General features: G+C 52.7%; 27 protein-coding genes and 1 tRNA gene. 12 read left to right on the top strand and 16 right to left on the bottom strand.

Annotated features, from left to right (window positions below):
- Nucleotides 1-5: 5 nt before the first annotated feature.
- Genes tmk through H575_RS04755 form a run of 3 tightly spaced genes read right to left on the bottom strand, consistent with a single transcriptional unit; the run spans nt 6 to nt 1999 of the window.
- Nucleotides 6-602, bottom strand: a complete 597-nt coding sequence (tmk, locus tag H575_RS04765) for a dTMP kinase (protein ID WP_042698750.1) — start codon at nt 600-602, stop codon at nt 6-8.
- Nucleotides 596-1261, bottom strand: a complete 666-nt coding sequence (locus tag H575_RS04760; RefSeq protein WP_042698747.1) for a HisA/HisF-related TIM barrel protein — start codon at nt 1259-1261, stop codon at nt 596-598. Before H575_RS04760 ends, tmk begins: the two co-directional genes overlap by 7 nt.
- Nucleotides 1262-1999, bottom strand: a complete 738-nt coding sequence (locus H575_RS04755) for a coenzyme F420-0:L-glutamate ligase (RefSeq protein ID WP_042698745.1) — start codon at nt 1997-1999, stop codon at nt 1262-1264.
- A 93-nt stretch (nt 2000-2092) separates the two neighbouring features.
- On the opposite strand from H575_RS04755, the gene H575_RS04750 reads away from it, so the two are divergent.
- A complete protein-coding gene (locus H575_RS04750; protein WP_042698901.1) occupies nt 2093-2365 on the top strand; it encodes a hypothetical protein in 273 nt (90 codons plus the stop codon).
- Nucleotides 2366-2374: 9 nt separating this feature from the next.
- On the opposite strand, the gene H575_RS04745 is transcribed toward H575_RS04750, so the two are convergent.
- Nucleotides 2375-2527, bottom strand: coding sequence for a DNA helicase PriA (locus tag H575_RS04745; protein WP_042698742.1), 153 nt, complete (start codon nt 2525-2527; stop codon nt 2375-2377).
- 77 nt (nt 2528-2604) lie between these two features.
- Between H575_RS04745 and H575_RS04740 the strand changes: the two genes are divergently transcribed.
- From H575_RS04740 to hcp, 4 genes are all read left to right on the top strand, one after another.
- A tRNA-Leu gene (locus tag H575_RS04740) sits at nt 2605-2688 on the top strand.
- A 239-nt stretch (nt 2689-2927) separates the two neighbouring features.
- On the top strand, nt 2928-3812 hold the full coding sequence (locus H575_RS04735; RefSeq protein ID WP_042698739.1) for a class 1 fructose-bisphosphatase: 885 nt from the start codon (nt 2928-2930) through the stop codon (nt 3810-3812).
- 2 nt (nt 3813-3814) lie between these two features.
- Nucleotides 3815-4474, top strand: a complete 660-nt coding sequence (locus H575_RS04730; RefSeq protein WP_042698736.1) for a fructose 1,6-bisphosphatase — start codon at nt 3815-3817, stop codon at nt 4472-4474.
- A 153-nt stretch (nt 4475-4627) separates the two neighbouring features.
- Nucleotides 4628-6244: a hydroxylamine reductase gene (gene hcp / locus H575_RS04725; protein WP_042698734.1), complete on the top strand. Its 1617-nt coding sequence runs from the start codon at nt 4628-4630 to the stop codon at nt 6242-6244.
- A gap of 56 nt (nt 6245-6300) precedes the next feature.
- Here hcp and H575_RS04720 read toward each other — a convergent pair whose 3' ends face one another.
- Genes H575_RS04720 through H575_RS04695 form a run of 6 tightly spaced genes read right to left on the bottom strand, consistent with a single transcriptional unit; the run spans nt 6301 to nt 12873 of the window.
- Nucleotides 6301-7425, bottom strand: coding sequence for an isocitrate/isopropylmalate dehydrogenase family protein (locus H575_RS04720; RefSeq protein ID WP_042698731.1), 1125 nt, complete (start codon nt 7423-7425; stop codon nt 6301-6303).
- Nucleotides 7422-7898, bottom strand: a complete 477-nt coding sequence (locus H575_RS04715) for a 3-isopropylmalate dehydratase small subunit (RefSeq protein ID WP_042698729.1) — start codon at nt 7896-7898, stop codon at nt 7422-7424. Before H575_RS04715 ends, H575_RS04720 begins: the two co-directional genes overlap by 4 nt.
- A gap of 3 nt (nt 7899-7901) precedes the next feature.
- Nucleotides 7902-9152: a 3-isopropylmalate dehydratase large subunit gene (locus H575_RS04710; RefSeq protein ID WP_042698726.1), complete on the bottom strand. Its 1251-nt coding sequence runs from the start codon at nt 9150-9152 to the stop codon at nt 7902-7904.
- A 31-nt stretch (nt 9153-9183) separates the two neighbouring features.
- Nucleotides 9184-9693: an acetolactate synthase small subunit gene (ilvN, locus tag H575_RS04705; protein WP_042698724.1), complete on the bottom strand. Its 510-nt coding sequence runs from the start codon at nt 9691-9693 to the stop codon at nt 9184-9186.
- A complete protein-coding gene (gene ilvB / locus H575_RS04700; protein WP_042698722.1) occupies nt 9690-11387 on the bottom strand; it encodes a biosynthetic-type acetolactate synthase large subunit in 1698 nt (565 codons plus the stop codon). Before ilvB ends, ilvN begins: the two co-directional genes overlap by 4 nt.
- Nucleotides 11359-12873 (bottom strand): 2-isopropylmalate synthase, encoded by a 1515-nt coding sequence (locus H575_RS04695; RefSeq protein ID WP_042698719.1) that lies wholly within the window; start codon nt 12871-12873, stop codon nt 11359-11361. Before H575_RS04695 ends, ilvB begins: the two co-directional genes overlap by 29 nt.
- A 197-nt stretch (nt 12874-13070) precedes the next feature.
- On the opposite strand from H575_RS04695, the gene H575_RS04690 reads away from it, so the two are divergent.
- From H575_RS04690 to H575_RS04665, 6 genes are all read left to right on the top strand, one after another.
- A complete protein-coding gene (locus H575_RS04690; protein ID WP_081406666.1) occupies nt 13071-14639 on the top strand; it encodes a 2-isopropylmalate synthase in 1569 nt (522 codons plus the stop codon).
- A gap of 59 nt (nt 14640-14698) precedes the next feature.
- Nucleotides 14699-15691 (top strand): ketol-acid reductoisomerase, encoded by a 993-nt coding sequence (gene ilvC, locus H575_RS04685; RefSeq protein WP_042698713.1) that lies wholly within the window; start codon nt 14699-14701, stop codon nt 15689-15691.
- 404 nt (nt 15692-16095) lie between these two features.
- Entirely contained in the window at nt 16096-16893 is a 798-nt protein-coding gene (locus H575_RS04680) for a 2-amino-3,7-dideoxy-D-threo-hept-6-ulosonate synthase (RefSeq protein WP_042698709.1), read from the top strand.
- 42 nt (nt 16894-16935) lie between these two features.
- Nucleotides 16936-17802 carry a prephenate dehydrogenase/arogenate dehydrogenase family protein gene (locus H575_RS04675; RefSeq protein WP_052319970.1) on the top strand — a complete coding sequence of 289 codons (867 nt, stop codon included), beginning with the start codon at nt 16936-16938 and terminating at the stop codon, nt 17800-17802.
- A complete protein-coding gene (pheA, locus tag H575_RS04670; protein ID WP_042698706.1) occupies nt 17799-18596 on the top strand; it encodes a prephenate dehydratase in 798 nt (265 codons plus the stop codon). The genes H575_RS04675 and pheA overlap by 4 nt, the downstream gene beginning before the upstream one ends.
- Before the next feature lie 413 nt (nt 18597-19009).
- Complete coding sequence (locus H575_RS04665) at nt 19010-19432, top strand: DUF3795 domain-containing protein (protein ID WP_211213857.1); 423 nt, start codon at nt 19010-19012, stop codon at nt 19430-19432.
- A 37-nt stretch (nt 19433-19469) separates the two neighbouring features.
- Here the strand turns inward: H575_RS04665 and H575_RS04660 are convergent, their stop codons facing one another.
- The 6 genes from H575_RS04660 to H575_RS04635 form a co-directional block, all read right to left on the bottom strand.
- Nucleotides 19470-20147, bottom strand: coding sequence for a CpXC domain-containing protein (locus H575_RS04660; RefSeq protein ID WP_042698703.1), 678 nt, complete (start codon nt 20145-20147; stop codon nt 19470-19472).
- Complete coding sequence (locus H575_RS04655; RefSeq protein WP_042698701.1) at nt 20144-20770, bottom strand: CpXC domain-containing protein; 627 nt, start codon at nt 20768-20770, stop codon at nt 20144-20146. The genes H575_RS04660 and H575_RS04655 overlap by 4 nt, the downstream gene beginning before the upstream one ends.
- Nucleotides 20770-21525, bottom strand: coding sequence for a dihydroorotate dehydrogenase electron transfer subunit (locus tag H575_RS04650; RefSeq protein WP_042698699.1), 756 nt, complete (start codon nt 21523-21525; stop codon nt 20770-20772). Before H575_RS04650 ends, H575_RS04655 begins: the two co-directional genes overlap by 1 nt.
- Entirely contained in the window at nt 21518-22402 is an 885-nt protein-coding gene (locus H575_RS04645) for a dihydroorotate dehydrogenase (RefSeq protein ID WP_042698696.1), read from the bottom strand. Before H575_RS04645 ends, H575_RS04650 begins: the two co-directional genes overlap by 8 nt.
- A 186-nt stretch (nt 22403-22588) precedes the next feature.
- The gene (locus tag H575_RS04640; protein WP_042698692.1) at nt 22589-24346 is read right to left on the bottom strand and encodes a PKD domain-containing protein; all 1758 of its coding nucleotides are present in this window, start codon (nt 24344-24346) and stop codon (nt 22589-22591) included.
- Nucleotides 24347-24359: 13 nt separating this feature from the next.
- Entirely contained in the window at nt 24360-26273 is a 1914-nt protein-coding gene (locus H575_RS04635; protein WP_081406665.1) for a YIP1 family protein, read from the bottom strand.
- Nucleotides 26274-26367: 94 nt separating this feature from the next.
- On the opposite strand from H575_RS04635, the gene H575_RS04630 reads away from it, so the two are divergent.
- Complete coding sequence (locus H575_RS04630; RefSeq protein ID WP_162139396.1) at nt 26368-26916, top strand: HdeD family acid-resistance protein; 549 nt, start codon at nt 26368-26370, stop codon at nt 26914-26916.
- The last annotated feature ends 43 nt before the right edge of the window (nt 26917-26959 follow it).

The following is a 26959-nucleotide window of genomic DNA, read 5'->3' as shown; positions in this document are numbered from 1 at the left end:
AAAGATCAGACGGACATCCGGTCCCGGATGCTCTTTTCGACGAAGTCGAGGATCGTTGCCGGATCCTGCTCTGCGTCGATAAGAAGAAATCGGCCCGGATCCTCGGCTGCCCGTTCAAGATACCGTTTCTGAACTTCTTCGAGAAATGCAGGATCCTCGAAGTGTTCCTTACCAGGTCTGCCGGCAAGACGCTGCATCGCGGTCTTGGGCGCTATCAAAAGAAGGATCGTCAGGTCGGGACGGACCGACCAGCCCGCATGCACTGCAGTAAGCCATGCTTTCGGATCGGGAATGATGCCGGCAAGGGATACCTGCTGGTAGGCGAATCGGCTGTCGGAATACCGGTCTGAGATAACCAGTTTTTTTGCTTCGAGTGCCGGAAGCACGGTCTGGGTCAGATGAGCGGCATGATCCGCGACAAACAGTGTCGCCTCGGCGAACGGATCCTTGTTTGCCTCGATCTCCCGGCGGACCGCGGCGTTCACCAGCGGACTGCCTGGCTCCTTGGTGAACACCGCTTCGAGATCCTGGAGCCGTGTTTTGAGACCTTCATAGAGTGTGGACTTTCCTGCTCCGTCGATCCCCTCAAGAGTGATCAGCAAAATGTTCCCTCCCGGATGATCTCCAGCGGGATCTTTCCTTTGTGAACAGCAGTCGAGATGATCACGCCGTCATATCCCGCATCGCAGAGGACGCGAAGATCTTCCAGCGTATTCACCCCCCCTCCGTAGAGGAGCGGTTTCTTCGTTGCGGCCCGGATATGCTTTGCGAAATTCTGGTCGATACCGGATTCAGTACCGACCGAGGAGATGTTTAAGAGAATGATTCCGTCAAAGGCGTATTTTTCCGCATCGCGGATCACCTCGACCGGGTCAAGCCCGTCGGGGATGACCTTTCCGTCTTTTACATCGACGCTGAGATACCCGCCGGTGAACTCTTCAAAAGGAGCATCGGCCGTTTCCGTCCCGACGATGTTGGCAACGCCCGGGAGATACTCCTCAGGGATACTGCAGCCCCGGTCGACCCAGAGCTTCTCCGGGACCGACGCGAGTTTCAGGATCGTCTCGGTGTGATCGCCGCACAGTCCGATCCGGTCAAGATCCGCCACGTATGCGTATTTGGGCTTCATCACCGAAAGATACGACAGAGGCTCGGCCGAAGGGGAAAGCCCCCAGGTCAGGGGGCGGTACTGATCCCGGTTGCCGCTTTTCCCGTGGACGACATACCCGTCCATCAGGTCCATTGCAAGAATCACGTCCATTTATCGTTTCATAGCCTTTCGGATCAGGTCTTCTTCTTTGGTGAAGTAGAGCGAGTCATGGCCTTTCCAGGTGCCGCACCCGGAAAACTTCACGGCCGGGATCCCGTTGTTGCTCTCTCCCATAATGAAGTTGGAGAAGGCCGCGATCTCATCGACGACTGCCTCTTCTGTGATCTCGAGTTCCAGACCGAAGAGGTCATGGTCGCCGCGGAAGTCCCGGATCGCGGTCATGCCTGCCCAGCCGATCGCGTTTCCGCACTGACCACGGCGGAATGCCCTGCCGCAGGTATCGGTCACGATGACGCCGACATCCTTTCCGGTGATCTTTTTGACGGCTTCCCGGATCTCTCTGCACTCGGAAGAGGGATCTTTTGGGAGGATGATGATATTTTCGCCTTCTATATTACTATTGTCCACGCCGGCGCGCACGCCTACATGGCCGCAGGGAACTTCGGAGAGGATGAACGGATACTCCTGGATGATCTCGGTGGACGAATCCAGGATCGCCTGGATGAACCGGGGGTCTTCTTTCGTGAGTCCCGAGATCCGAAACGCATCCGGCGAGGGCGTGATATCGGCGAGAGCGCGGGTATACCCTTTTGCTTTCGAAACGATCGTTGATGCGATACAGAGGATATCTCCGTCTTCGAAGGTGGTATTTCTGCAGATTATTGCCGGGAGATCATCGCCTTTCTGAATGAGCGGGATCCCGGAAATTCCCGTTACTTGAACTGACATAGACACTTCATATTTACCTCTCGGCTAATAAAAGCACGTGTTTAGATGCCGGGGGAATCTTTTTCACTCCCTGCGCCAATCATCAATTACCATATGAGTACCTATCGGGTGATCCGCTGCCCCGGCTGTCATCAGTTTACCTACACCGACTATTACGGAAAGTGGAAGCTCTGCCCGGTCTGCGGGGAGGTGATCTCGGTTCGAAACGTGCCGGTGTATCTGGAAGTGGACGCTTTCTCCGAGGCTGAAGTGCTCATAAAAGAGGTGGAACGGTATCTTTCCCATACCGGACGGCTCGACCTGACAAGGGAAGAGGTGGATATGATCCGGGAGAAGTATCTGGAGTGGCTGGGCACACCCGTATAAGGGCCGGGTCTACCAGAGTTTTCCGCAGTGGGGGCAGAGGATCGCAAGCCGCCGGCCGCACCGCGGACAGTAGAGTTTTCCCCGCGTGTCCTGGGTCAGTTCGGTGCCGCACTCCCGACAGAATATCTCGCGTTTAAAGCCGCATGTGTGCTGAACTACCATGGAATACTATTGTTCATTCATATAGATTAATGCGAAGGTTATTTTTCCTCTCCTGTCAATATGTTACAGTCAAAATTGCGAGGGTTGCCAAGCCAGGTTAACGGCGCAGGGTTTAGGACCCTGTCTCTAGGAGTTCAAGGGTTCGAATCCCTTCCCTCGCATTCCTTTTTCTAAGAGTGTTGTATTCCATCGATTCCGACCGTTACCCCCGTCATCCTGAATAATTTTATTCAGAACATGCCGGCAGCAGTTCGTTCCACGCATGAGTTTCAGAGGGTTTCGCTTCCGATACGCATCTCTGAAAGAACAAATGAGATGACCAGATACACGATACGGCGCGGTCCGAATCTTTCACATCAGGATACGTTTTTTTGCCTCCAAAACGCATATCATAGGTACTATGAAAACCTTGCAGGAGTATCTTTCCGCCTCACATGCCCCTGAGGATCTGGGAAAAATAATCATGCTGATCGCGGATCAGGCAGGACCGATCCGTTCCGCGTTTATCAGCAACCAGAATTATGCGGGCTCCACGAACTCTTCCGGCGAGGATCAGGCTGAGATGGATACCTGGGCCGATGCCCGGATCACGTCTGTTCTGCAGAAGAGCGGGCTTGTACGTGCCGTTGCTTCCGAAGAACAGGAGGATATCGTGCAGATGTCTTCTTCTGCGAAGTACTCCATCGTGATGGACCCCCTCGACGGCTCTTCACTTATCAAGGTAAACCTCAGCGTCGGGACGATCGTCGGGATCTATGAAGGCGACGTTCTTCAGGCGGGAAATCAGCTTCGCGCCGCGTTCTATATGCTCTACGGCCCGATGACCACCTTGACCATCTCGCTTGGAAACGGTGTTTCGATCTTTGCCATGAACGCGGAAGGGACCTACGTTCTCCTAAAAGAGAATGTGAAGATCCCGGAAGGAACGCTCTGCGGGAGCGGCGGTCTGCGGCCCGAGTGGACCGAGAAACACATCCGGTACATGAATGAGATCGAGTGCGAAGGCGGAAAGAACCGGTACTCCGGCTCTTTTGTGGCCGACTTCCACCAGATCCTGGAGTACGGCGGCGTGTATGCCTATCCGGCGACGAAGAAGTCTGCCTCTGGAAAACTGCGGCTGGTCTTCGAGATCAACCCGATCGGCTTCCTCGCGGATCAGGCAGGAGGAGCGGTCTCGAACGGCGAGTGTTCTACTCTGGACATCGTGCCGACAAAGGTCCATCAGAGAACTCCCGTCTATGTCGGCAGCAAAGGAATGATCGCAAAGATCGAGGCGATCCGCTGAGCATGAAAACAGCGGTCTCGGTCTTTGCAAAACCGGTCGGCGGGGTATGCGGGACGACCCGGGTCTTTCCCGACATCCTCCAGACCGCGGCAAAGATGCTCAAAAAGGCGGAAGGCGGCATTTTGACCGACTCGTTCGTGACGCACACGGCCGACCGTCTGGTCCTGATCGCGGTCCATGATCCGGATGTCCAGCCGGACACGCTTATTGCCGCGGTCTTCTCCGCGGCCGAGGAGATCGCAGAAAAACGTCATCTGTTCTGCGGTCCTGATCCGGTCTCGGTCTGCCGGATGATAATAGAGGAGCGGGATAACGAGCCGCTTCTTCTGTTCCTCTCCGGGTCGGAGATGATGCCTTGGGGAGAAGTGATGATCCCGAATCAGCATACTCTCGCGGACGGCGTTTTGTTTCTTACACGTGCCGGGGGTGAGTTCCCGTCCACGGCCGAGTTTTGTGAACGGTTCGCACACCGCGGTCTGAATCAGCAGGGGATATGCCCAGTCAGTCTCTGTGATTCGTCGAATGTTCGAACAACGGTCATCCCGGTGGTCGGACTCGGCTTTTCGCTCGCGAATGGCAGGCTTACCGGACCGGTGGACCTTTTCGACACGCCGCTTTTTGACGCTCCCAGATTTTGGGCATCGGACCGGCGCTCAGAATGATCTGATGAGAAAAATCAACTATAATTCAGCTTGAATTTCCACATAACTCCTAATATTCATCTTTTTTTGCGCAGATACGAATCTATATATACTCAAAGATACATCTATCAATTATCTCTCGGCTTTCCCCCGCGAGACAAGGAAGGCTTGAAAATGTTTTGTCAGCAGTGCGAAGAAACCGCCAGAAACCTCGGCTGTACGGCCGGCGGCGTCTGCGGTAAAAGTAATGATACGGCATGCTATCAGGATGCCGTGAACTTTGTTCTCTCCGGGATCGCGTATCGAAGGATCCATCAGCCGAAGGGAGCAAAAATTCCGGCAAACACCTCAGCCCAGGATACATTTGTGGTTGAAGCATTGTTTGCTACCTTAACGAACGTCAACTTTGATGAATCACGGTTCGACGCATATCTGAAAAAGGCAATCGCGTATCGTGACGCCTACCCGCAGATCCCGGGAGAGCCCAAAGCGTGTTCATGGGTGCCCAAATCCCGTGAGGATATCATCATCCTTGACGGCGGGATCGGACTTCTTTCGATCGAGGATCCAAATGAACGCTCGCTCTTTTCACTGCTTCTGTTTGCACTGAAGGGGATGTGCGCGTATTATTCTCATGCCGAGGTGCTAGGAAAAACGGATCCGGCAATCGTGAACTTCATCTATAAGGGTCTGGCTTCGCGTTTTGAGAAGCACTCGTTTGGAGAACGCGCGGCTCTCGTCATGGAATCCGGGAAAGTCGGCGCCCAGGTACTCGCACTTCTTGATTCGGCAAACAAACGCTACGGAGTAACAGAGATCACGAACGTGAACTGCGGTGTTGGGAAAAATCCCGGCATCCTCGTGACGGGTCACGATCTCAAGGATCTGTATATGCTGCTTCGGCAGACGGAAGGAAAAGGAGTCGATGTCTATACACACGGCGAGATGCTTATCGCCCACGCCCATCCGTGTTTTAAGAAGTTCCCTCATCTGATCGGAAACTACGGGACGTCCTGGGCGAACCAGAAGGCAGAGTTCCCGTCATTTAACGGCCCGATCCTGTTTACGACGAACTGTCTGGTGCCGCCGCCGGACACGTATAAAGGCAGGATCTATACGACCGGGTCGGTGGGTTTTCCAAACGCAGTCCATATCCTGGAGAAACCGGACGGATCGAAGGATTTCTCTTCGATCATTGCCTGTGCGAAGAAGTGTGATCCGCCAAAGGATCTGCAGTGCGGGGATCTCGTAACCGGCGCAGGTCATGACGCGGTACTTGCTCTTGCCCCGAAGGTTCTTGATCTGGTGAAGCGGGGGAAGATCAAGCACTTCGTGGTGATGGCGGGATGCGACGGCCGGCACAAGGAGCGTTCATATTACACGGAGTTTGCGAAGGCTTTGCCGAAGGATGTGATCATTCTTACGGCAGGGTGCGCGAAGTACCGGTATAACCGTCTTGGTCTCGGCGATATCGAGGGGATCCCCCGGGTGCTGGATGCCGGACAGTGTAATGATTCGTATTCGCTCGTGGTGATCGCTCAGGAGCTGGCGAAGGCTTTGGGTGTCGAAGTGGGTGAGCTGCCGCTTTCGTTCAATATCGCGTGGTATGAGCAGAAGGCGATCCTGGTGTTTTTGGTACTGCTGGCTCTGGGCATCAAGAACATTATGATCGGACCGAATCTGCCGGCATGTTTGTCGCCTGATGTGCTGAACATGCTCGTGAAGGAGTTTGGCGTGCAGCCGAACACGACGGTGCCGGAGGATATGAAAAAGCTCGGGATCACGCGCTGAAAAAAACAGAGCGAAGGGAAACTCAGCTCTCCCCCCGCATTTTTTTCTTTTCCGAATTATCCTCTCAGAATATCCTTCGCGATCCAGTCGCCGATATCCGACGTCCGCATTGATCCGCCCATATCTTTTGTGACCGCCTTTGCAAGGATCGAATGCTCGATCGAGCTGACCACGGCCGATGCCGCAGCGTGTTCCCCAAGCGAATCCAGCAGAAGTGAGCCGGACCAGATCGTTGCAAGCGGATTTGCCACATTCTTTCCTTTATACTTCGGTGCAGATCCGTGGATGGGTTCGAACATTGACGTCCCCTTCGGGTTGATGTTTCCCCCCGGAGCAAGACCGAGGCCTCCCTGGATCATCGCACCGAGATCGGTGATGATGTCCCCAAACATGTTTGGGGTGACGACGACATCGAACCATTCCGGATTTTTGACAAACCACATCGTGACCGCGTCAACGAAGTTGTACTCAGTCGACACGTTCGGGTAGCCTTTTTTTGTCTCCTCAAACACTTCACGCCAGAGTCCGTAGACGTCCGTTAACACGTTCGCCTTATCGACAGACGTCAGTTTCTTTTCCCGCTTTTGCGCAAGATCGAATGCATACTCCATCACGCGCTTCGAACCCTCTCGGCTGACAACGCCGATCTGGTACGCAAGTTCATCCGAATCGGTCTCCACATCGATCCCGAACTTCACCGAGTAAAGATCGCGGATGACTTCCAGATGATCCCGCTGTTTTCCTGCCTTTGCACGTGAACCGATACCCACATAAAAGTCCTCGGTGTTTTCCCGGACAACGACAAAGTCGATGTCCTCGGGCTTCTTATTTGCGAGGGGGGTCTCGACTCCCTTCAGGAGTTTAATTGGGCGAAGATTCACATACTGATCGAAGTAGAATCTGATCGCAAGCAGGATGCCTTTCTCCAGGATTCCGGGTTTGACCCGGTCATCACCGATAGCGCCGAAGTAGATCGCCGGAAATTTTTCCAGTTCTTTCAGTTCATCTTCCGAGATCAGTACCCCGGTCTGCAGATACTTCTCTGCTCCCGTATCGAAATCGGTCCAGTTGATATCGAACCCGAACTTCTCACCGGCAGCATCCAGTACTTTTCTTCCTTCGGCAATGATCTCAGGACCAATGCCGTCACCCGGCATACATGCCGCATTATATGTTGTCATTTATTTCCTCGCATTTTTGCGTATTCAACAAGGCCGCCGGCCTCAACTATTCTCATCATAAACACCGGGATCGGTTCAAGCGGATACTTCTTTTTGTCTGCTTCGATGTATGCCTCCTTGAGGTTCACGAAAACCTCTGCTCCGTCGGCAATTTTGTCCGTATCCGGACAAACGAGCGGTAAAACACCGGTGTTTATCGCATTCCGGTAAAAGATCCTCGCAAACGATTTTGCAACGACAAATTCGATGCCGGCTCCTTTCAGTGCGAGAGGGGCATGCTCACGCGATGAACCGCAGCCGAAGTTTCTGCCGGCAACGATCACATCGCCGTCCTTTGCCTCCTTGGAGAATTCTCTGCGCGTGCCTTCGAAAGCATGCGATGCAAGCTCTTTTGGATCGTAGATCGTCAGGAACCGGCCCGGGATTATCGCGTCGGTGTCGATGTCGTTACCGAATTTCCATGCTCTTCCCATGATTCAGACCTCCCTCGGGTCGGTGATCACGCCGGTGACCGCGCTGGCAGCCGCCGTTTCAGGCGAGGAAAGATACACGAAACTCTCGGCACTTCCCTGTCTTCCCCGGAAGTTACGGTTCGATGTGGAGAGTGAGACCTCGCCGGGAGCTAAAAGCCCGAAAGCTCCGCCCATACACGGACCGCAGCACGGCGCTTCAACCAGTGCCCCTGCTTCGACGAACTTCTCGATAAGTCCTGCTTTCAGGATCTTCATGTACTCTGCTTTGGATGCCGGGACCATGATCACGCGAACATCTTCTGAGAAGACATTGTCGCCTAATACTTCGGCAGCACGAGCAAAATCCTCATATCTGCCGTTCGTGCATGACCCGATGAAGACCTGATCGACCGGTTTTCCGGCGACTTCAGTCACATCGACAACATTGTCGACATTATGCGGGACGGCGATCTTCGGATTGATCTTGGAGATATCATAATCTCGTGTCTCAAAGAATTTTGCATCCTCATCGCTCGCGAGTGAAAACGGCGTGCAGTCCGTTCTTCCCCGCAGATACTCCCAGGTCTTTTCATCCGGCGGGACGATGCCTGCCTTTGCTCCCATCTCGATGGCCATATTTGCACAGGTCATTCTTCCGGGAATGTCCATGTCGGAGAATGCGTTCCCGCAGAATTCAAGAGCCCGATAGGTCGCACCGTCCGCGCCGATATCGCCGGCAAGGGTCAGGATAAGATCCTTGGGACCGACCCGGTTCTGGAACTTCCCATTTGCATTGATCCGGATGGTTTCCGGAACTCTGAAGTAGAGTTCGCCGAACTTCAGGACGTATGCCATATCAGTCGAGCCGATACCTGTCGAAAATGCACCAAGAGCGCCGTACGCACAGGTATGGGAATCTGACCCGACGACGATATCGCCGGGTTTTACGCGCCCCTTCTCGGGAACGACCTGGTGACAGACCCCCTCTTTTATGTCATAGTTGTGGATGCCCTGTTCACGGGCAAACGTTCTCATCATCACATGATTTTCTGCTGCGCTGATGGAATCAGCAGGGATCTGATGGTCGAAGAGCATGATGACTTTTTTTGGATCAAAGACACTGCCCCCACCCATATCTTTCATTACATTGATCGCAAGAGGGCCTGTGATATCATGTATCATCGCACCGTCGACCGGCGCCATTACTACATCTCCTGCTCTGCATTCTTTTTTGCAGTGGGCGGAGAAGATTTTTTCAGTTATGGTCAATCCCATTTACATCACTTTCTTATTTTTTTATCTAAAATCATTCTTTTTTACTCAGACACGACCCGGAAGATCCACGCTGCAAAGCGACCCTGCCGGTCCGGACGAGTTCCAATACGCCGTAGGGACGCAGGAGAGATTCCAGAGCAAAGATCTTTTCCGGATCCCCGGTGATCTCAAGAACAAGGGTCTGCGGGCCGACATCGATGATCTTTGCGCGGAATATATCGGCGACCTGCATGACCTCGGAACGCTGGAGTCCCGGCTCGGCATGGACTTTTATCAGCGCGAGCTCGCGTTCGACATGCTCTTTTTCCGTGATATCCGTGATCTTTATGACATCGATCAGCTTATTGAGCTGTTTTTTGACCTGTTCGATGTGCATTTCGTCACCGATGACAACGATCGTGATCCGGCTCATACCCGGTGTTTCACAGGTCCCGACCGCAAGACTTTCGATGTTGAATCCTCGTCGTGAGAAGAGACCGGAAACCCGTGCGAGAACGCCGGCCTTGTTCTCGACAAGGACGCTGATGATATGCTGTTTCATGACTCGGATCCTCCGTTGTGATTATGTTTTCCGATCATCTCACTGATCGCAGCACCTGCCGGGACCATGGGAAAGACATTCTCTTCCCGCTCGATCCTGAAATCCAGGAGATACGGGCCGTTGTACGTTAACGCGGTTCTGAGAGCCTCGTCGATCTGACCAACAGAATCAACCCGCATTCCCTCGATCCCGTAGGCTTTTGCGATCCCGACAAAGTCCACGGGCGGCAGTTCCGTGTAGGAGTATCTTCTGTCGTAGAAGAGTTCCTGCCACTGTCTGACCATCCCGAGATACATGTTGTTCAGGATCACGATCTTCACCGGAATTTTGTACTGCGCAACGGTGGCAAGTTCCTGGATGTTCATCTGGAAACTTCCGTCACCGGCGATGACAACGACCGTTTCTTCAGGCTTCGCAAACCAGGCTCCTATCGCAGCCGGGAATCCGTACCCCATCGTTCCAAGACCGCCCGAGCTGATCCACTGGCGGGGTCGGGTAAATCCGTAGTGCTGGGCGGCCCACATCTGGTTCTGACCGACCTCACTCACAATTATCCCGCCGCCGTCAAGGAGCTCGGAGAGCTTGCGGATGATATTCTGCGGATGGACTTTCCCGTCGTTTACGACCCGTAACGGATGGTTTTTCCGCCATAATTTCACCTGTTCCAGCCAGGGTTCAGAGATACAACCTTTATTCTCCGCCATACAGATCATGTCGGCAAGAACCGATTTGGCATCGCCCACGATCGGCACGTCGGGATTGACATTTTTCCCGATCTCGGCGGGATCGATGTCGATATGGATGATTTTTGCATGCGGAGCGAAATGGCTCAGCTTTCCGGTGACACGGTCATCGAACCGTGCGCCGACCGCGATAAGGAGATCGGTCTCGGATACGGCGTAATTTGCATATTCTGTCCCGTGCATCCCGAGCATGCCGAGATTTAACGGGTGATCTGCCGGGATCGCTCCAAGACCCATCAGGGTCGTCGTGACCGGGAGGCAGAAGAGCTCGGCAGTCCTGATCAGTTCCTCCGACGCTCCGGCTGCGATGACGCCGCCGCCTGCATAGATGACAGGTTTTTTCGCGCTCAGGATCAGGTCAAGGGCCTTTTTGATCTGTTTGGCGTGCCCCTTTAATGTCGGCTTGTATCCTCTGAGTTCAGGCTCACCGGAGAGAACTTCTTCCGCGGCAACTTTCGCCGTCAGAACATCTTTGGGCAGATCGATGAGGACCGGGCCGTTTCGTCCTGTTCCAGCGATATAAAACGCGGACTTTACCGTCATTTTGATATCGCGGGCATCTTTTACCAGATAGTTGTGTTTGGTGATCGGCAGCGTTATTCCGGTGATGTCAGACTCCTGGAATGCATCATTTCCGAGCATTCCTGTTGGAACCTGACCGGTAAGTGCAACGATCGGCACCGAATCCATGTTAGCCGTGGCAATACCTGAAATGAGATTGCAGGCTCCCGGACCGGATGTCGAAAGACAAACGCCGACGCGTCCGCTGGCCCGGGCATATCCGTCCGCCGCATGAACGGCTGCCTGTTCATGTCTGACAAGGATATGCGTTACCTGTGCATCATAGAGCTCGTCGTATATCGGGAGGACAGCGCCTCCCGGATAGCCGAATATGATTTCAACACCCTCTTCTTTTAAACTTTCAATCAGTATTGCTGCGCCTGTTTTCATTCTCATCTCTCAGTAATCTATTCATGCCTGCTATTACCGCCTCGACACTTGCCTCAATGATATCTGTTCTGGCACCCCGGGAAGTCAAAACCCTCCCGTCTTTTCTCAGTTTCACCGTTACGTCGACCAAAGCATCCGTTCCGCCGTTGATCGCATCCACATGGTACTCCTCAAGCGTGATGTCGCCGAACTGGGCGACCGACTGCTGGAGGACTTTGACGGTCGCATCTACCGGACCTGTTCCGGTAGCTGCGCCGGTTACTTTCGTCCCGTTTACGACCATCGTTGCCGAAGCCGTTGGAATGGCGTTACTGCCGCTCACGACCGTGAACTGTTTAAGGCTGATCACCGGCTTGCATTCCAGAAGCATCACCGAATCTGCGATCGCCATAACATCGGCATCGGTCACTTTCATGCCCATATCACCGACTTTTTTGACTCGCGCCACGATCTCGGCAAGATGTTTTTCACCAGGTTCATACCCGAGCTCTTTAAGAGCCGACTGGACCGATGCGGATCCTGAATGTTTTCCAAGAACGATCCTTCGTTTTCTTCCGACCGTTTCCGGCGACATCGGTTCGTAGGTTGTCGGATCCCGCATAAGTCCGTGCGCATGGATCCCGCTTTCATGCGTGAATGCCATTCCGCCGACGATCGGTTTATTGGCTGCGAGCGGGATCTTTGTCAGCTGGGATACGAGGGTCGAGAGTGCATAGATCTTGGTCGTATCGATCCCGGTATCATAGCCGTACAGCTTTTCAAGCACCATCACGACCTCTTCGAAGGGCACGTTTCCTGCACGCTCTCCCATCCCGTTGATGGTCGTGTGGGCACAGGTCGCTCCTGATCGTAACGCCGCGATGGTATTTGAAAGAGCCAGTCCAAGGTCATTATGACAATGGATGCTTAAGGGTGCGAAGCATAACGGCGGAATGACCTCTGCGGTCCTTTCAGGCGTTAACAGCCCGACGGTATCACAGAAACAAAGCCTGTCAGCTCCGTGTGCTACTCCATCTCTAAAAAGCCGGGCCAGATATTCCTGATCTGCCCTTGAAGAATCCTCGCCTGAGAGTTCGACAGTAAGCCCTCTCTCTTTGGCATATGCAACGGATTCCATTGCCATTACATAGACTTCTTCGCGGGTTTTCCCGAGTTTTTTGGTTATATGAAGGTCAGAAACCGGAACGACAAGATGCACCGAATCCACACCGCATTTCACGGCAAGATCGATATCTTCGGTCTTGGCACGCGCATATGTGCAGATCTCTGCGTTGAGTCCCGCATCAGATATCAGCTTGAGAGCTTCTCTTTCGCCTTCGGATGCGACCGCGGATCCAGCCTCGATCACATTCACGCCGATTGCGGAAAGTTCTTCTGCGATTTTCAGTTTCTGTACGGGTGTCAGAGAGACGCCCGGCGTCTGTTCCCCGTCACGAAGGGTCGTGTCCAGGAAACGGATGTTTTTATAGCCAAATAAAACAATCACTCATGGGATTAAACTCCGGTTAGATAGTCTAACTTCGATTGGTATATATAAGTTTTGGAAAATCAGCAGAAATCCGCGCCCCCAACTGTGATTTTTTACGAATAGCGCAGAATACGCAATATGGGGGCCGTTTTTCAGTGCTGAAAAGAAAGTATTATATAATCGCGGTGCGTTGATATGTGGTATGTCTCAGGAAGATGGGATCGGAGCAGTCACTGCGAAAGTGGCGGATTGCATTCTATTGCAATGAAAGTACAGTCAACACGAATAGACGAGTGACTATTTTAGACACCACCCTTCGTGATGGTGAACAGACTCCCGGTGTATCATTCACACTGGAGCAGAAGATTGAAATTGCGCATCAGCTGTCCGACATCGGCGTTGATGTGATCGAAGCTGGCTTTCCGGCATCTTCGGATGTCGAATTTGAAACGGTCAGGAGGATCTGTGCTGAAGAGGGTATCCGCCCCAAGATCTGCGGACTCGCACGCTCAGTAAAAGCGGATGTAGATCGTTGTATCGAGGCCGGCGTTGATATGGTCCATGTGTTTATTCCTACATCTGAGATCCAGAGAACCTATACCATCAAAAAAAGTCATGCCGAAGTCCTGGCCATTACCCGCGAGATCATTACATATGCACGTTCAAAGTGCGATATTGTGATGTTCTCACCGATGGATGCGACCAGAACAAAACCGTCAGAGCTGATCGAAGTCTGTAAAGCAGCAGATGAAGCCGGCGTGACGATCATCAACATTCCCGACACCGTCGGGGTAAGCACTCCGTCGATGATGAAACCCCTCGTCGCGATGATCCGGGAAAACGTCAAATGCAGAATCGACGTGCATTGTCACAACGATTTCGGTCTGGCGACCGCAAACACGATCGCCGCGGTAGAAGGCGGAGCAGATCAGATCCAGGTCACCGTAAACGGTATCGGCGAACGTGCGGGAAATGCCGATCTCGCACAGACGGTCATGATCCTGAAATCGATCTATGGAATGGAGACCAACATTCAGACAGAAAAACTGGTCGAGACATCAAGACTGGTCTCCAGATTTTCCCGGATCGCCGTACTCCCTGTCCAGCCGGTAGTGGGCGACAATGCATTCTCGCACGAAAGCGGGATCCACTCCCACGGCGTAATGGCAAACCCGGGAACATTTGAACCCGGCATCATGACGCCCGAAATGGTGGGTCACCGAAGACGCTTAAAGCTTGGAAAGCATGTTGGAAAACATGCCGTCCGGCAGATGCTGGAAGACGTAAACGTAAATCCGTCCGACCCGGAGCTGGACATGATCGTCGCAAAGGTCAAGGAGATCTCCGGACGCGGACGAAAAGTAACCGAGTTCGATCTGTTCGAGATCGCAAAAAGCATCACCGGCAGTCATAATGACAAAAAAATGATCGAGCTGGATGACATTTCGGTATTCACCGGCAGCCATGCGATCCCGACGGCAAGCGTACGGGTCGTGGTCCACGGGGAAAACAAAACCTGCTCAAGAACGGGTGACGGGCCGGTGGATGCGGCAATGAAAGCGCTTTTAGCGATCGCGCCGGGAAAAGTTCAGTTGAAAAGCTTTCAAATCGAGGCGATATCAGGAGGGAGCGATGCTCTGGGCTGTGTCACCATCGAAGTTGAGGACGAGAAAGGCAGGATCTTTGATGCAGCTGCTTCAAACAGTGACATCGTGATCGCATCCGCCGAGGCGATGGTGAATGCCCTCAATGTCGTGTACCGTTCAGGCGGATTCGACAGATAAACTATTTAATCATAAGAAGGTTAAACTACACAGTATTTACCAAAAAAGGAAGGAAAAAAATGATGGAAAAATATCATGAAACGGATGCGGACCTGAAAGATCTCTCAGGAAAAACGATCGCAGTTATAGGCTACGGATCACAGGGAAGAGGTCAGTCATTGAATCTGAAAGACAGCGGCCTTAACGTCATCATCGGGATCAGAGCAGGAAAGAGCAGAGATCTCGCAAAGAAAGACGGGTTTGCAGTCTACGACGTCGCCGAAGCTGCAAAGAAAGCAGATGTCATCATGATCCTCGTCCCCGACGAGACCCAGGCGGCAGTCTACAAAGCCGAGATCATGCCCTACCTCACAGAGAACAAATGCCTCATGTTCTCCCACGGATTCAACATCCACTTCGGGCAGATCGTTCCTCCGGCAAATGTCGATGTCATCATGGTCGCACCCAAAGGTCCCGGCCACATGGTCAGAAGAACCTACGAAGAAGGAAAAGGAGTCCCCGCACTCATCGCGATCGAGCAGGACCACACCGGAAACGCAAAGAAATTCGCTCTTGCCTATGCAAAAGGAATCGGCGCGACCAGAGCAGTCGTCCTTGAAACGACCTTCAGAGAAGAGACCGAAACCGATCTCTTCGGCGAACAGGCAGTTCTCTGCGGAGGAGTCACCTCGCTCATCAAAGCCGGATTCGACACCCTCGTCGATGCAGGATACGCGCCTGAGATGGCATACCTGGAAGTTCTGCACGAGATGAAGCTCATCGTCGACCTGATCTACGAAGGCGGATTCACCAAAATGCGTGAAGCGATCTCCAACACCGCACAATACGGCGACATCACCCGCGGCCCGCGTGTGATCGGCGAAGAATCCTACGAAGCAATGCGCGAGATCCTCTACGAGATCCAGTCCGGCGAATTTGCCAAGGAATGGATCCTTGAAAACATGGTCAACAGACCGGTCTTCAACGCACTTACCCGGGCAGATGAAGAGCATCTGATCGAGGAAGTCGGATCAGAACTTCGTGCAATGATGCCCCAGTTCAAAAAGAACTGAATCTCCCCTCCACTTTTTTTACGATTTTTATCGAACTGCTCTGCAGAATAAACATCCGGGGCACATGGTTTTATTACCGATCACGTGAAATGGTACTGGTATGTGTGACGAATGTCTGCCAGCTAAGCGAGGAATCGCCGCCAGCAGAAGCTCTGTACTGAGCACATCGCACAATGCATCTTTTGAAAATATCCTGTCTGTGATTGCAGACGGCCTAGTATCTGTATACGTCAGCATTGCTGTTATTTTCAGCATTAGCTATGTATTCTGGTTTAGACAGTAGTCAAACTGCACCAGAACAGATCTCCATAAAATAACTCAAGCCTTTTATCGGGAACTCCTCTGGTGCAGTGGATACCAGATTTTTACCAAATCACCTGAATAAAAAAACACCGGAGAAAAAAATGAGAGGAAAAGAGATCAGACTTGAAAGAATCATGAAAAGAGATACAGGAACAACCGTCATAGTCCCGATGGATCACGGCGTGTCCAGCGGACCTATCCCCGGATTGATCGATCTGGAAAGATCGGTCGATCTGGTCGCAAAAGGCGGAGCCAACGCAGTAATCGGCCATATGGGACTCGCTCTCCACGGTCACCGGAAAGGCGGCCCTGACATCGGATTGATCCTGCATCTATCCGCAAGCACGGATCTGGGACCGGATCCGAACAACAAAGTCCTGGTCAACAGCGTGCAGAATGCGCTGAAAATGGGAGCAGACGGCGTATCCATGCATGTAAACATCGGCGCCGAGAATGAAGCAAACATGCTTGGCGACCTTGGGCGGGTCGCGATCGAGTGTATCGAATGGGGAATGCCGCTTCTTGCGATGATGTATCCCCGGGGAAAAGACATCAGATCCGAGAACATGCAGGAAGCCGTCAAACTCGCGGCCCGGGTCGGATCAGAACTTGGGGCAGACATCGTCAAAACCGTCTACACCGGAGACCCGGATTCATTCAGGGAAGTCACCGAAGGATGCCATGTACCCGTAGTTATCGCCGGCGGCTCGAAAATGAGCGATCTGGCGACCATGCAGCTGATCGAAGGGGCGATGGAAGGCGGCGCTGCCGGCGTATCGATCGGGCGAAACGCATTCCAGCACAAATACCCGGACCGATTCGTCAGAGCCGCCGCGATGATCGTCCATGAACGCAGAACTGCAGAAGAAGCGATCGAGATCCTGCTCGCCGAGGATTGAAGACAGAGAAAACGAACCGGAAAATCATCAGGAATGCAGGATATGGAACCAGCCGCAGGAGAAAAGAAGATGATCCGAAAGGATACCGTCGGAATAATCGGGGGATTCGGCGGCATGGGACGGTTGTTCTCAGCCGTGTTCCAGCGGGCGGGATACAAAGTCCTCTGTTCCGGAAGAAAAACGCCCGTCTCAAATGAGGATATCGCCTTGACCTGCGATATTGTCATCGTCTCTGTTCCCATCCATGACACCGTCCGGGTGATCGAGGAGATCGCCCCGCTTCTCAGCGAAGAGCAGGTGTTCTGCGATCTCACCTCCATAAAAACCGCTCCGGTCGAAGCGATGCTGAGATCCAAAGCGCAGGTCATCGGCCTCCACCCGATGTTCGGCCCTTCGGTCTCCACGATCTTCGGTCAGACGATCGCCGCATCGCCCGCCAGATGTGAGGAAAAAACCCGGGAGATGCTCTATCAGATATTCACAAACGAAGGAGCGAAGGTTTGTCCGATGGATCCAAAGGAGCATGACAAAATCATGAGCATCGTCCAGGGTCTTGTACACTTTACGACCCTGTCCGTCGCCGAGACGATAAAAAACACCGGCATCCCGCTGGAGGCAATCCTTCCGGTGATGAGCCCGGTGTACCGGATCGAACTCGGTCTGGTCGGAAGGATACTCGGACAGGATCCTTCACTCTATGCAGACATCCTGCAGATGAACCCGGAAACGGCAGGCGTCCTTGAAACCCTCGCAGATTCGGTCGCCTCGCTGAAAACGATCGTCGAATCAAAGGATCCGGAGAAGTTCGCCGCCTTCTTTACGGAAAACAGCAATGCATTCAGATCCTATATCCCCCAAGCGGCTGAAGAGACGGACAGACTGATCGAAACTCTGGTGAAGATGAAATGACATTAGCAGTACTTGGCCCGAAAGGCACGTTCTCCTGTGAACTTGCCGAAAAAATCAGGGAAGAACATGAAGAGATACTTCTCTATCCGACGATACGGGACGTTTTCACCGCGGTTCTCGAGAAAAATATCCGGGGCATCGTTCCTGTAGAAAACAGCGAGGCGGGCGGCGTCGGGGAGACCCTGGACGGTCTTTTGCAGACAGAATGCAGTATCACCGCAGAATATTACATGCCGATACGGCACTTTTTCGTATCAAGATACGGGCCGGATGAGATATCGGTCATCTACACCCACTCCCAGTCGCATGAACAGTGCAGCGTCTTTCTGCGCAGTCTGAAAAATATCTCCCTGATCCATACGAGCAGCAACGCCCAAAGCGCAAAAGAGGCGGCATCGGTGCAAGGCTCGGCGGCCGTAACAACGGAAAGCGCCGCAAAATTGTACGGCCTTTCGATCCTGAAAAAAGATATTCAGAACGCGCAGAACAACACCACCCGGTTTCTTGAGATAACAGCCGGCGTTTCAAAGCCAAACGATTTGGAAAAATGCAGTGTCGTTATCATCCCAAGAGAGAACCGGCCGGGTCTTTTATACGGGATCCTGGGGATCTTTGCACGCAGAGGGATCAATCTGACACGTATCGAGTCGCGCCCGTCGAAGGAAGGGATCGGCAGATATGTCTTTTTCATCGATTTCGAAACGAATCGGGGATGGCAGGAGACGATCACCGAACTGAAGGAGATCACCGGGGTGAAAGAGCTTGGATGCTATAGAAAAAAAGAGGCGGCCTAGATTTCGCGGACGTGCTCTTTTCGATTTCTTTTTCCCTTGGCAAAGCCTATAAATTAATGCCTGTTCCTATAACCATTTAGCGGCGGTGAAGGAACAGGCATTCGTTTCTTCGACCCGCAGTTTTCTGTTGTATTCTTTCAGGCAGCCGGTATTTTCACGCAGATCATCTGATCATTCAGCCCTGGCCGGACGCGTATTTCCCAGAATAGAGAAAGGACATAAGCGGGAATGGGTTTTGGCGTTCACGACCCTGAAAACACACTATTATAATAGTGCATATTTTCAGTCATGTCATATTCACAATCAAACACCCGTATTCTATATTAATATACCCAGAAACCAGAGGGGCATACGATGGTTTTATGTATCTGCTGAAAAATACTATTTTCTTGTGCGGTGTGCGGTACATGAAAATGCCTGACAGAATTCCACAAGCTATGTTTGCCCCCTGCGGGATGAACTGTATGGTCTGCTGCAGGCATTGTCTGCCAAAAAAATCCTGCGGCGGATGCCTCATGGATGCGGACAGAAAAACCGAAGGCTCCAAAAACTGCAGGATACTGGCATGCCTCCGGCAAAAAGGCCTCCATTACTGTTTTTCCTGCGAAAATTTTCCCTGCAGCCTGCTATATAAAATGGATAAACGCTATCGGGATCGATACGCTGAAAGTCTGATCGAAAACAGCATCCTGGCAAGGGACCAGGGACTTGACGCATTTCTTGCGGCCGAACGGAAAAAATGGACCTGTCAAAAATGTGAAGGGATCATCTCGCTGCATGACAATGAATGCAGCGAATGCCATACTTTTTTTGGAAAAAACCGGACCCTCATCTAAAAAACAGAAAGGGTTATCCCAATCAGTCTGTAAAAAATCAGACGGTTTCCTCGTCTGAACCGTCCTGATCGCCAAGACGTTCCAGGATCCACTTTGAATCGACCGCCGCGCACTCTGTTATCGGCACATCCCAGATCGGCTCTCCGGTGAGGACGCATGTCTGATACAAAGCATACGGCAGCTCCAGGGTCCCCATAAGCTCCTCATCGCGGAACGCCGTAAACACCAGCACCTCCTCGCCGTCGACCACATCGCGCTTCGTGAACTTCAGCTCATCCGGGATCTTTTCCGGATCATCGTCCCGCATCTTTGCAAGCGTTAAGACCTTAAACAGCTCAACCACGCGGTCATCCAGTCCTGCTTCGAAGATGAAGATCTTCTCCTTCAGCGCATTCATATCCGCAACAAGCCTCATCGGTCGTTCGTGATAGATCACCTGATCGGCGATATCTCCTTCGATACCGACCTCGCGATCCTCACAATCCGGTTCAAGATAGATCAGAAATCCGCCGTTCGTCTCCTTATCTTCATACACGAACGGGTAGCCGGCATATCCGGCAAAACTGCATTCATCACAGCTGAACTCAAACAGCTCCCCGGTCAGCACCTTCTCGCGCATCTCCGGATCGGTCGTCACGTTCACCGACGGACAGATCGTGATCGTCTGTTCATGCCCGCAGACCGGACAGACCACAACATCTTCATCGGTGATCATACGCGGATCCACTCTTTATCGACGACGCTGTAGCCTTCCACGGGACGTTCCCAGATCACATGCATAAGCATCTTGATCTTCTCATAAGTATCAAACGGGATCTTGATCGGATCGAGATACTCGGTCCCGAGACGGGGGACAAAGATCAGCGACCTGCCTTCGCAGGCGAAACGGTCCTCGGCGTAATAGAGAGCTTCGGGGATGATCTTCTCCTTTTTTGCCTCCATCTCTTTCAGGATCGAATCTTTTACGAGTTCGATGATCCGGTCATCCAGCTTGTCGCGGAAGATAAAGATCTTCTCGCGCATATCGTCCTGCGTGTGGACAAGTCTCATCCGGATCTCAGATAGAAGATGAGCTGGCAAAACATTTGGGAGACTGATCGTCCGCTCAGTTGAATCCGGCTGGAAATAGAGGGAGAACTTTTCATTCAGATCATGATAGAGGAGGGGATATTCAACAGCCCCGGAAAAACCGCAGTTGTCGCAGACGAGCATCGTAAGGGATCCGTCGAGGAACTTCTCACGAATGTCGTGGTTTGCGGCATTGATACTTCTGTAGAGGGTGAACTCCTGTTTTGACCCGCATTTTGGGCAGGTGATGACTTGTACTTCTGATTTCATTACTCTTTCCTCCCGCTTGGTCCGCGGTGGTGATGCGCAAACTCGCCGGATTTTATCAGATCTCCGGTGAAAACCGGCCCGTCTTTGCAGACTCTGAGTCCGTGGTCATCCATACAGCAGGATCCGCAGACCCCGACCGCACATTTCATGTACCGGTGCATCGAGAACTGGCCGCGGTTTTCGATACCTTTTGCCACCAGACGGTCAAGAACGCCTTTCATCATCATCTCGGGACCGCAGACACAGATCGTGTCATATGATGTTATATCGATCTGATCGATGATCCCGGTGACAAATCCGTGGAATCCGTATGTTCCGTCATCTGTGGCGATTTTTAGATCGCTGACTTTTTCGAGGTCCTCGGCAAAGACGAGCTCTTCTTTGGTCCGTGCCCCGAGAATGAAGGTGTCGACTTCTCCGGATGCCGCCAGCGTAAAGAGCGGGGTGACCCCGATTCCGCCGGCAACGGCAAGCACTTTTCCGCTCGGGGAAAATCCGTTCCCGAACGGGCCGCGGATCCCAAGTTTGTCGCCGGCTTTGAGGGAGAAGAGCGCTTGTGTGGCATCCCCGACTTTCATGACGGTGATGGAGTTCGCGGCAGAAAATGCCATCGGGATCTCGTCGACTCCCGGGATCCAGACCATGCAGAACTGACCGGGGCGGAATGCAAAGAGTTTGTCAAAGACGAACGTTTTGACGGTGGGCGTTTCATCGACGACTGTTGTGATCGTCACGACCTCAGGCATCTCAGACATGGGCGCACCCCACGATCTCTTCGGCGGGTATTCCGTCTTCGGCGTAAAGATCGGCCGCGATTTCGGAGAATACATTGACCGAGTCGTAGATCGCGCTGCCGATCTCGACGGCGGAGGCGCCTGCCATCATCATTTCTACGACATTGTCTGCAGTCGTTATCCCGCCGCAGCCGATGATCGGGATGCCGACGGCTTCGTAAAGGTCATAGACGCTTCGAACGGCGATCGGGAAGACCGCTTTGCCGGAGAGCCCGCCAAAGACGTTGCCGAGAACAGGGCGGCAAAGTTCGGTGGATATCCTCATTGCTTTGACGGTGTTTATTGCGACTAACGCGTCGGCTCCGCCTTTTTCTGCAGCTTTTCCAATCATTTTGATATCGGTTACGTTGGGGGTGAGTTTGACCCAGACGGGTTTATTGTATGTTTTGACGATCTCGGTGCATTCCTGTACGATCCGCGGGTCGACGCCGATGGCGGCGCCGTAGCCTTCCGCGTGGGGACAGGAGAGGTTCAGTTCGAATGCGGCGGCATTGGAAAACCAGGATGCGACTTCGCCGAACTCGGCTGGAGTGCCGCCGAAAATACTTACTACGACCGGTTCGCCCTTAAGGGGGGAGATCTCTTCGACGAAGTCTTTGGACGGGTTTGGCAGTCCCATGGCATTGATGAGTCCGCAGTCGACCGGGATGAGGGCCGGACCGTGATGACCGGGAATGGGGTTTGGGCCGATGGATTTTGTGACGACGCCGCCTGCACCGAGAGCGAGCATTCTTTTTAATGATGCGCCGGTGGTCCCGAGGATCCCTGCTGCAAGGAGCATGTGATTTTTGAGAGGGACGCCGGCGATCTCCTCTTCTGGAAGCTTTATCTGGATCATTGTATTTCTTGCAGGTACTATTCGCGGTTTTGGGTTATGTAACTCTCTGTTCGGGATGGGAGCAGAGTAAGGAGGGGGAGGAGACGAAGAGAGGTGTGCGGCTGAAGATATTTGCGCAGGGTCGGGAAAAAAGAGGGATCCGTCCGGGCAGGTATTTTTGTTTTGCCGCTGTCAGGACGCCCGCGTTCAGCTTGTATTTCCGCTCTCGTTCACGGCAAAGAGATAATTTGCCGGATCGAAGATGCTGTAGAAGAGATGCATGAACTCTTTGATGATGTCAAGAGGAGCCGGGATCATGCTCATATTGCCTGTCTCGGCGGATGATGTCGTCAGAGATTTCACCGCCGCGGTCTGGGTCGGGGTTGAAGTAGCGAGCGGAGCCTTCACCAGAATAGAGAGGGACTCAGTAACGCTGCCGTTTGTATTTGTGGCGGTTAAAATTGGATAATAGCTTACTGCGGTTGAATAGGTGTGGTCCACATACCCATTCTTTGTAGAGGTAATGATTGTCCCGTCACCAAAATTCAGTGTTACATTCGTGGCATTGGTTGTTGCTACCGTGAATCGTACGTCCAAAGGTGAAGTCCCGGAGGTAGGCGTCACAGTAAATTTGGTGATAACAGGGTGGATCTTTCCTTCTGCTGTTGTTTTAGGACATGTATAGGTGATCGTGGCTGATGTCCTGTCATCATTCAGGGACACGAGCGCTGTTTTATCGTTTAACGTAGCCTTAGATTCAGAAGTGAATTTATATCCGCTTTCGGCCTCTACAGTAATCACTGCCTTATAGACGGTTTCATACTTAAATACAGTTCCACTAGTGGATTCGTCTGAATCGTCCTTCCAGGTAATATTGGAAATGGAAGCAATACCTCCGCTTGGTGTTGAACTTACGGCGGGTTTGGAGGTATTTTTTGTTGCCCCTCCAACCGGCAGAGTCACGCCGGAGATCGTAACGGAATCAATGCGGGTTATCAGTGAGGTTGCGTCGAACGAATGATTAAGAATGATTTGGTTGCCTGTTCTGCTGACAAACTCTTCTGTTGGAATATTCTGTCCATTCAGGGCTACTGTTGGTGAGTTTGTAAATTTATAATTCGTTGATTCTACGGGAATGGTAATATTGGCATAATATTTCTGTCCTTCGACAAATGTAGGGACCAACGGACTCCAGGCTACAGTTGGATTCCCAACCCCGCGTGTAATCGAACTTGGATTCGCGGGCAAATTTCCGGTCGCTGGCGGAGTTAAATTCAGAGCCACATATGAAATTTCAATGGGAGTGGTTGCATCAAATTCATGGCTAATTGTAAGTTCATTATCGGATACTTCAACTTTAGTTCCAGATACCAGGTTACCATTCAGTTTCACCGTTGAAGAACTGGCAAACAGATAACCGGGTTCTGCAGGAACCTTAATTGTAGCTGTATAATTTATATTAGAATTGAATGGGGAGTTATTTGGATCCCATGATACACTGGGCGTTCCAACACCCGTCGTGTCAGATGTAGCAGATGTAGCCGGAGGTTCCCCGGTTCTCGGAGCAGTTATCGTCACATTGACCAAATCAAGCGAAATTTTGTCAGTTGATTCAAAATCTTGGGATACAGTGAACGATTTATTCGTTAAGATTCTAGGATCGACGGACTTATCATTAACTGTAACTTTCACTGACTCAGTAAAATTGTAACCATTATTTGCAGTGACCGTAATCGTAGAAGTATACGCGGTACCTGGAGCAAATTTAGCACCGCTCGGAGTCCACGTTATGGTCCCTGCTGCATTATCCAACGTGAGAGATACTTGTGGTGCTTCACCTGTTTTTGGCGTAGTTACAGAAATTGCAATATTATCAATGGGTGTATCATCCGCGCTCACTGCCCCCACGCATCCCATCACCAGGAACATCGCGAGAAGCACCAGTATCAATCGTTTCAGAATCATTTTTGTACCTCCTCTACATCGACCCTGCTGCAAACAGCAGCACATACACAATGATCAGGCCAAGAAACGCGGAAACCGCCGCCTGGCCCGTCCGCATATCCTGACCGGCGACAAGACCCTTCCAGGTCACCGCCGCCGACCAGATACCGGCCGCAAACATACCCAGGATCGGGATCCAGCCAATCACCGCATATGAAAGTGTGCTCCGCATCACGATCGCCGTTATCTCTGAAAACCGGACATCCGGCTCACAGACCCGCGCCGTGATCCCGGTCACCACTGCCCGGATCATCACCGCTGCCAGCCATATCAGATACAGAACCAGAATAAACAGCACCAGAAGCATCAGATCGGTCTGCAGAGCCGAAAAAATCGGGAAATTTTCAGGCGAGATCCGCAAAACCGCCGGCGCCGCATACGCGATCATCAAAACCGACACAACCGCCCACAACGCTCCCGACAACAAAAACATCCAAAGAGCATCCCGCGGCCGCTCATGCAGATAAAACGAATACGCATCAGACGGCCGGGTCAGAAATCCGATCAGCCCGCCGTTATACGGCGGTTTTTCCCGCCGCTCCCGCTTCGCCGGCCGATCTGTGTTCGCCCGTCTCTCCCGGCGCGGGGAAATATCCGAAGATTCAGACGCCGCCGCATTTCGATGAAGAAGCGTCCCGCACAAAGCGCACACCTCATCATCCACATGATTTCTGGCCCCGCATGCCGGACAGTACATATCCTGCGAATTCCTCCGGGAAGGCGGCGCCACCGTCGTTACCGTATACTGCCGGGCCTCCGGGGCATACATCGGCTCCTCCTCCGGGAGAAGCTCGGAAAGCTTCTGGATCCACTGCTCCCGGTCCGGCATCCCGGAAAACAGCAGATGCATCTCCTTCTCCCCCTCACGTCCCGCGATCTGCAGAGCGATACCCGGCTCTCCCACCTCGCCTGCAAGACGGATCGCGCGGCAAAGCGTATTCAGCGCAAACTCTCCCATAATCGAGGTCTTCCCCTCGATCACCAGCCGCGTGTTCGTCAGATGCAGCGTAACAAAATTCCGCTTGATCCTAACGCCGCCCGTCGAAAGAACCACACGCTCACCCGCTTCAGGTGAAAATATCCCCGTACAGGTCACCACCGCCGGCTCAGGCGCGGCCGAGATCAGCACCTGGTGAGAAGGCAGCCGCTCTTTCAGCTCCCTCATCCAGGCGGTCCGTGCCGAATCGGTTGGAAACGACAGAACCATCTGCTTTGCCCCGGTCTGGGATCCGACGGAAAGAGCGATCGCCGGTTCTCCCTCCTCCGTCTCGAACGCCGCGGCATCCATCAGCTCGGCGATCGCAAACTCCCGCCCGATTTTCCCTGCCGTATTCTGGAGGATCAGCCGGATATTGGTCAGATATATCGTATAAAAAGTCCGCTTCACCCGCACGCCGGCCGTTTCGATCACGACCGACTCGCCGGAGACGAACTCCGGGCGGACGGTGTTCACCGGAATGTCCGGTGCCGGAACAACCGGTTTGATCTTCAGTTCCGGGGCAGGACTTCGCGGCGGAGCCGCAGTTTTGGGCTGTGCAGACTCTCCTGCACCCCCTTCGGCAAACGGTTTTTCGCCGCCCGCTTCGGTGATCTGATCCAGCCAGGCCTGCTGCTCGCCCGCCTTGAAGACATTCCCTACGGGAAACGCCCAGATCATCTCCTTTTGTCCTTCCGGGGTGGAAACGACAAGTTTCAGACCCGGTTCGCCGGACTCCAGTCTGCAGGGCTCCGCGGAAAGGATGCTGCTGACCTTGAATTCCCTGGGCGAAGGACCTCCCTCAACGATAAGGCGTTCGCTTGTCAGCGTCGCAAAAAACTGCCGGTTCTTGACAAGGATCGGTGATGCGTAATGCTGAACTTCGTTTGCGTGCATCTCTACGGGAGACATAGACTAATAGGTTAACTGTTTCTCCTCCTAACTATTTATACATGTCAACACGGTATACGATGTTTTAATACGTTTGCGGATGTATTTTCATCATATGACTGAAAATTCCTGCCCTATGTGCGCAAGCACCTTCGGGTCGCTTTTGGCAAAAGGGATACTGATGATCATTCTCGGTATCCTGATGATGGTTTTCACCCTGGCATCTCTGTTTGCGAGTGAGATCCTTCTTGCGATCCTGCTGATCTTTGTGGGTATCACTCTTCTGACCGCCGGAACGACCTTCTTTGGCGAGGCGAAACGCACCTGGTGGGTCGTCGTTCTGGGTGTCCTGGTGATCCTGTTCGGTATCCTTACGCTGATTAACCCGGGGATCATGCTCGTGTATGCAATGTATGTTCTTGCGGCCGCAGCCTTGATCGGCGGAGTGACGGATCTTGCCGTTGCGTTGATGGGAAAATCCGCTCAGTTCAACCGCGGTCTTCTCGCCGTTTCCGGTATCCTGGGGATTATCCTCGGTGTTTTGTTCCTGATCAACCCGGTCATTTCGGCATTTACGATCATCGAGATCGCGGGCATCTTCTTCTTTGCATTCGGTATCGTGGCGATCATCGAAGCATTCATGGCAAAATCCGCATCCGCATAACTGCTGAGGAAACTTAGCCTTTTTTTGCCTTGCGGCCAAATCT

The organism is Methanocorpusculum bavaricum DSM 4179 (assembly GCF_000430905.1).
Classification (GTDB): Archaea; Halobacteriota; Methanomicrobia; order Methanomicrobiales; family Methanocorpusculaceae; genus Methanocorpusculum; species Methanocorpusculum parvum.
The sequence above is the reverse complement of the archived record's forward strand: the minus strand, read 5'-3'. Positions and strand labels throughout refer to the sequence as shown.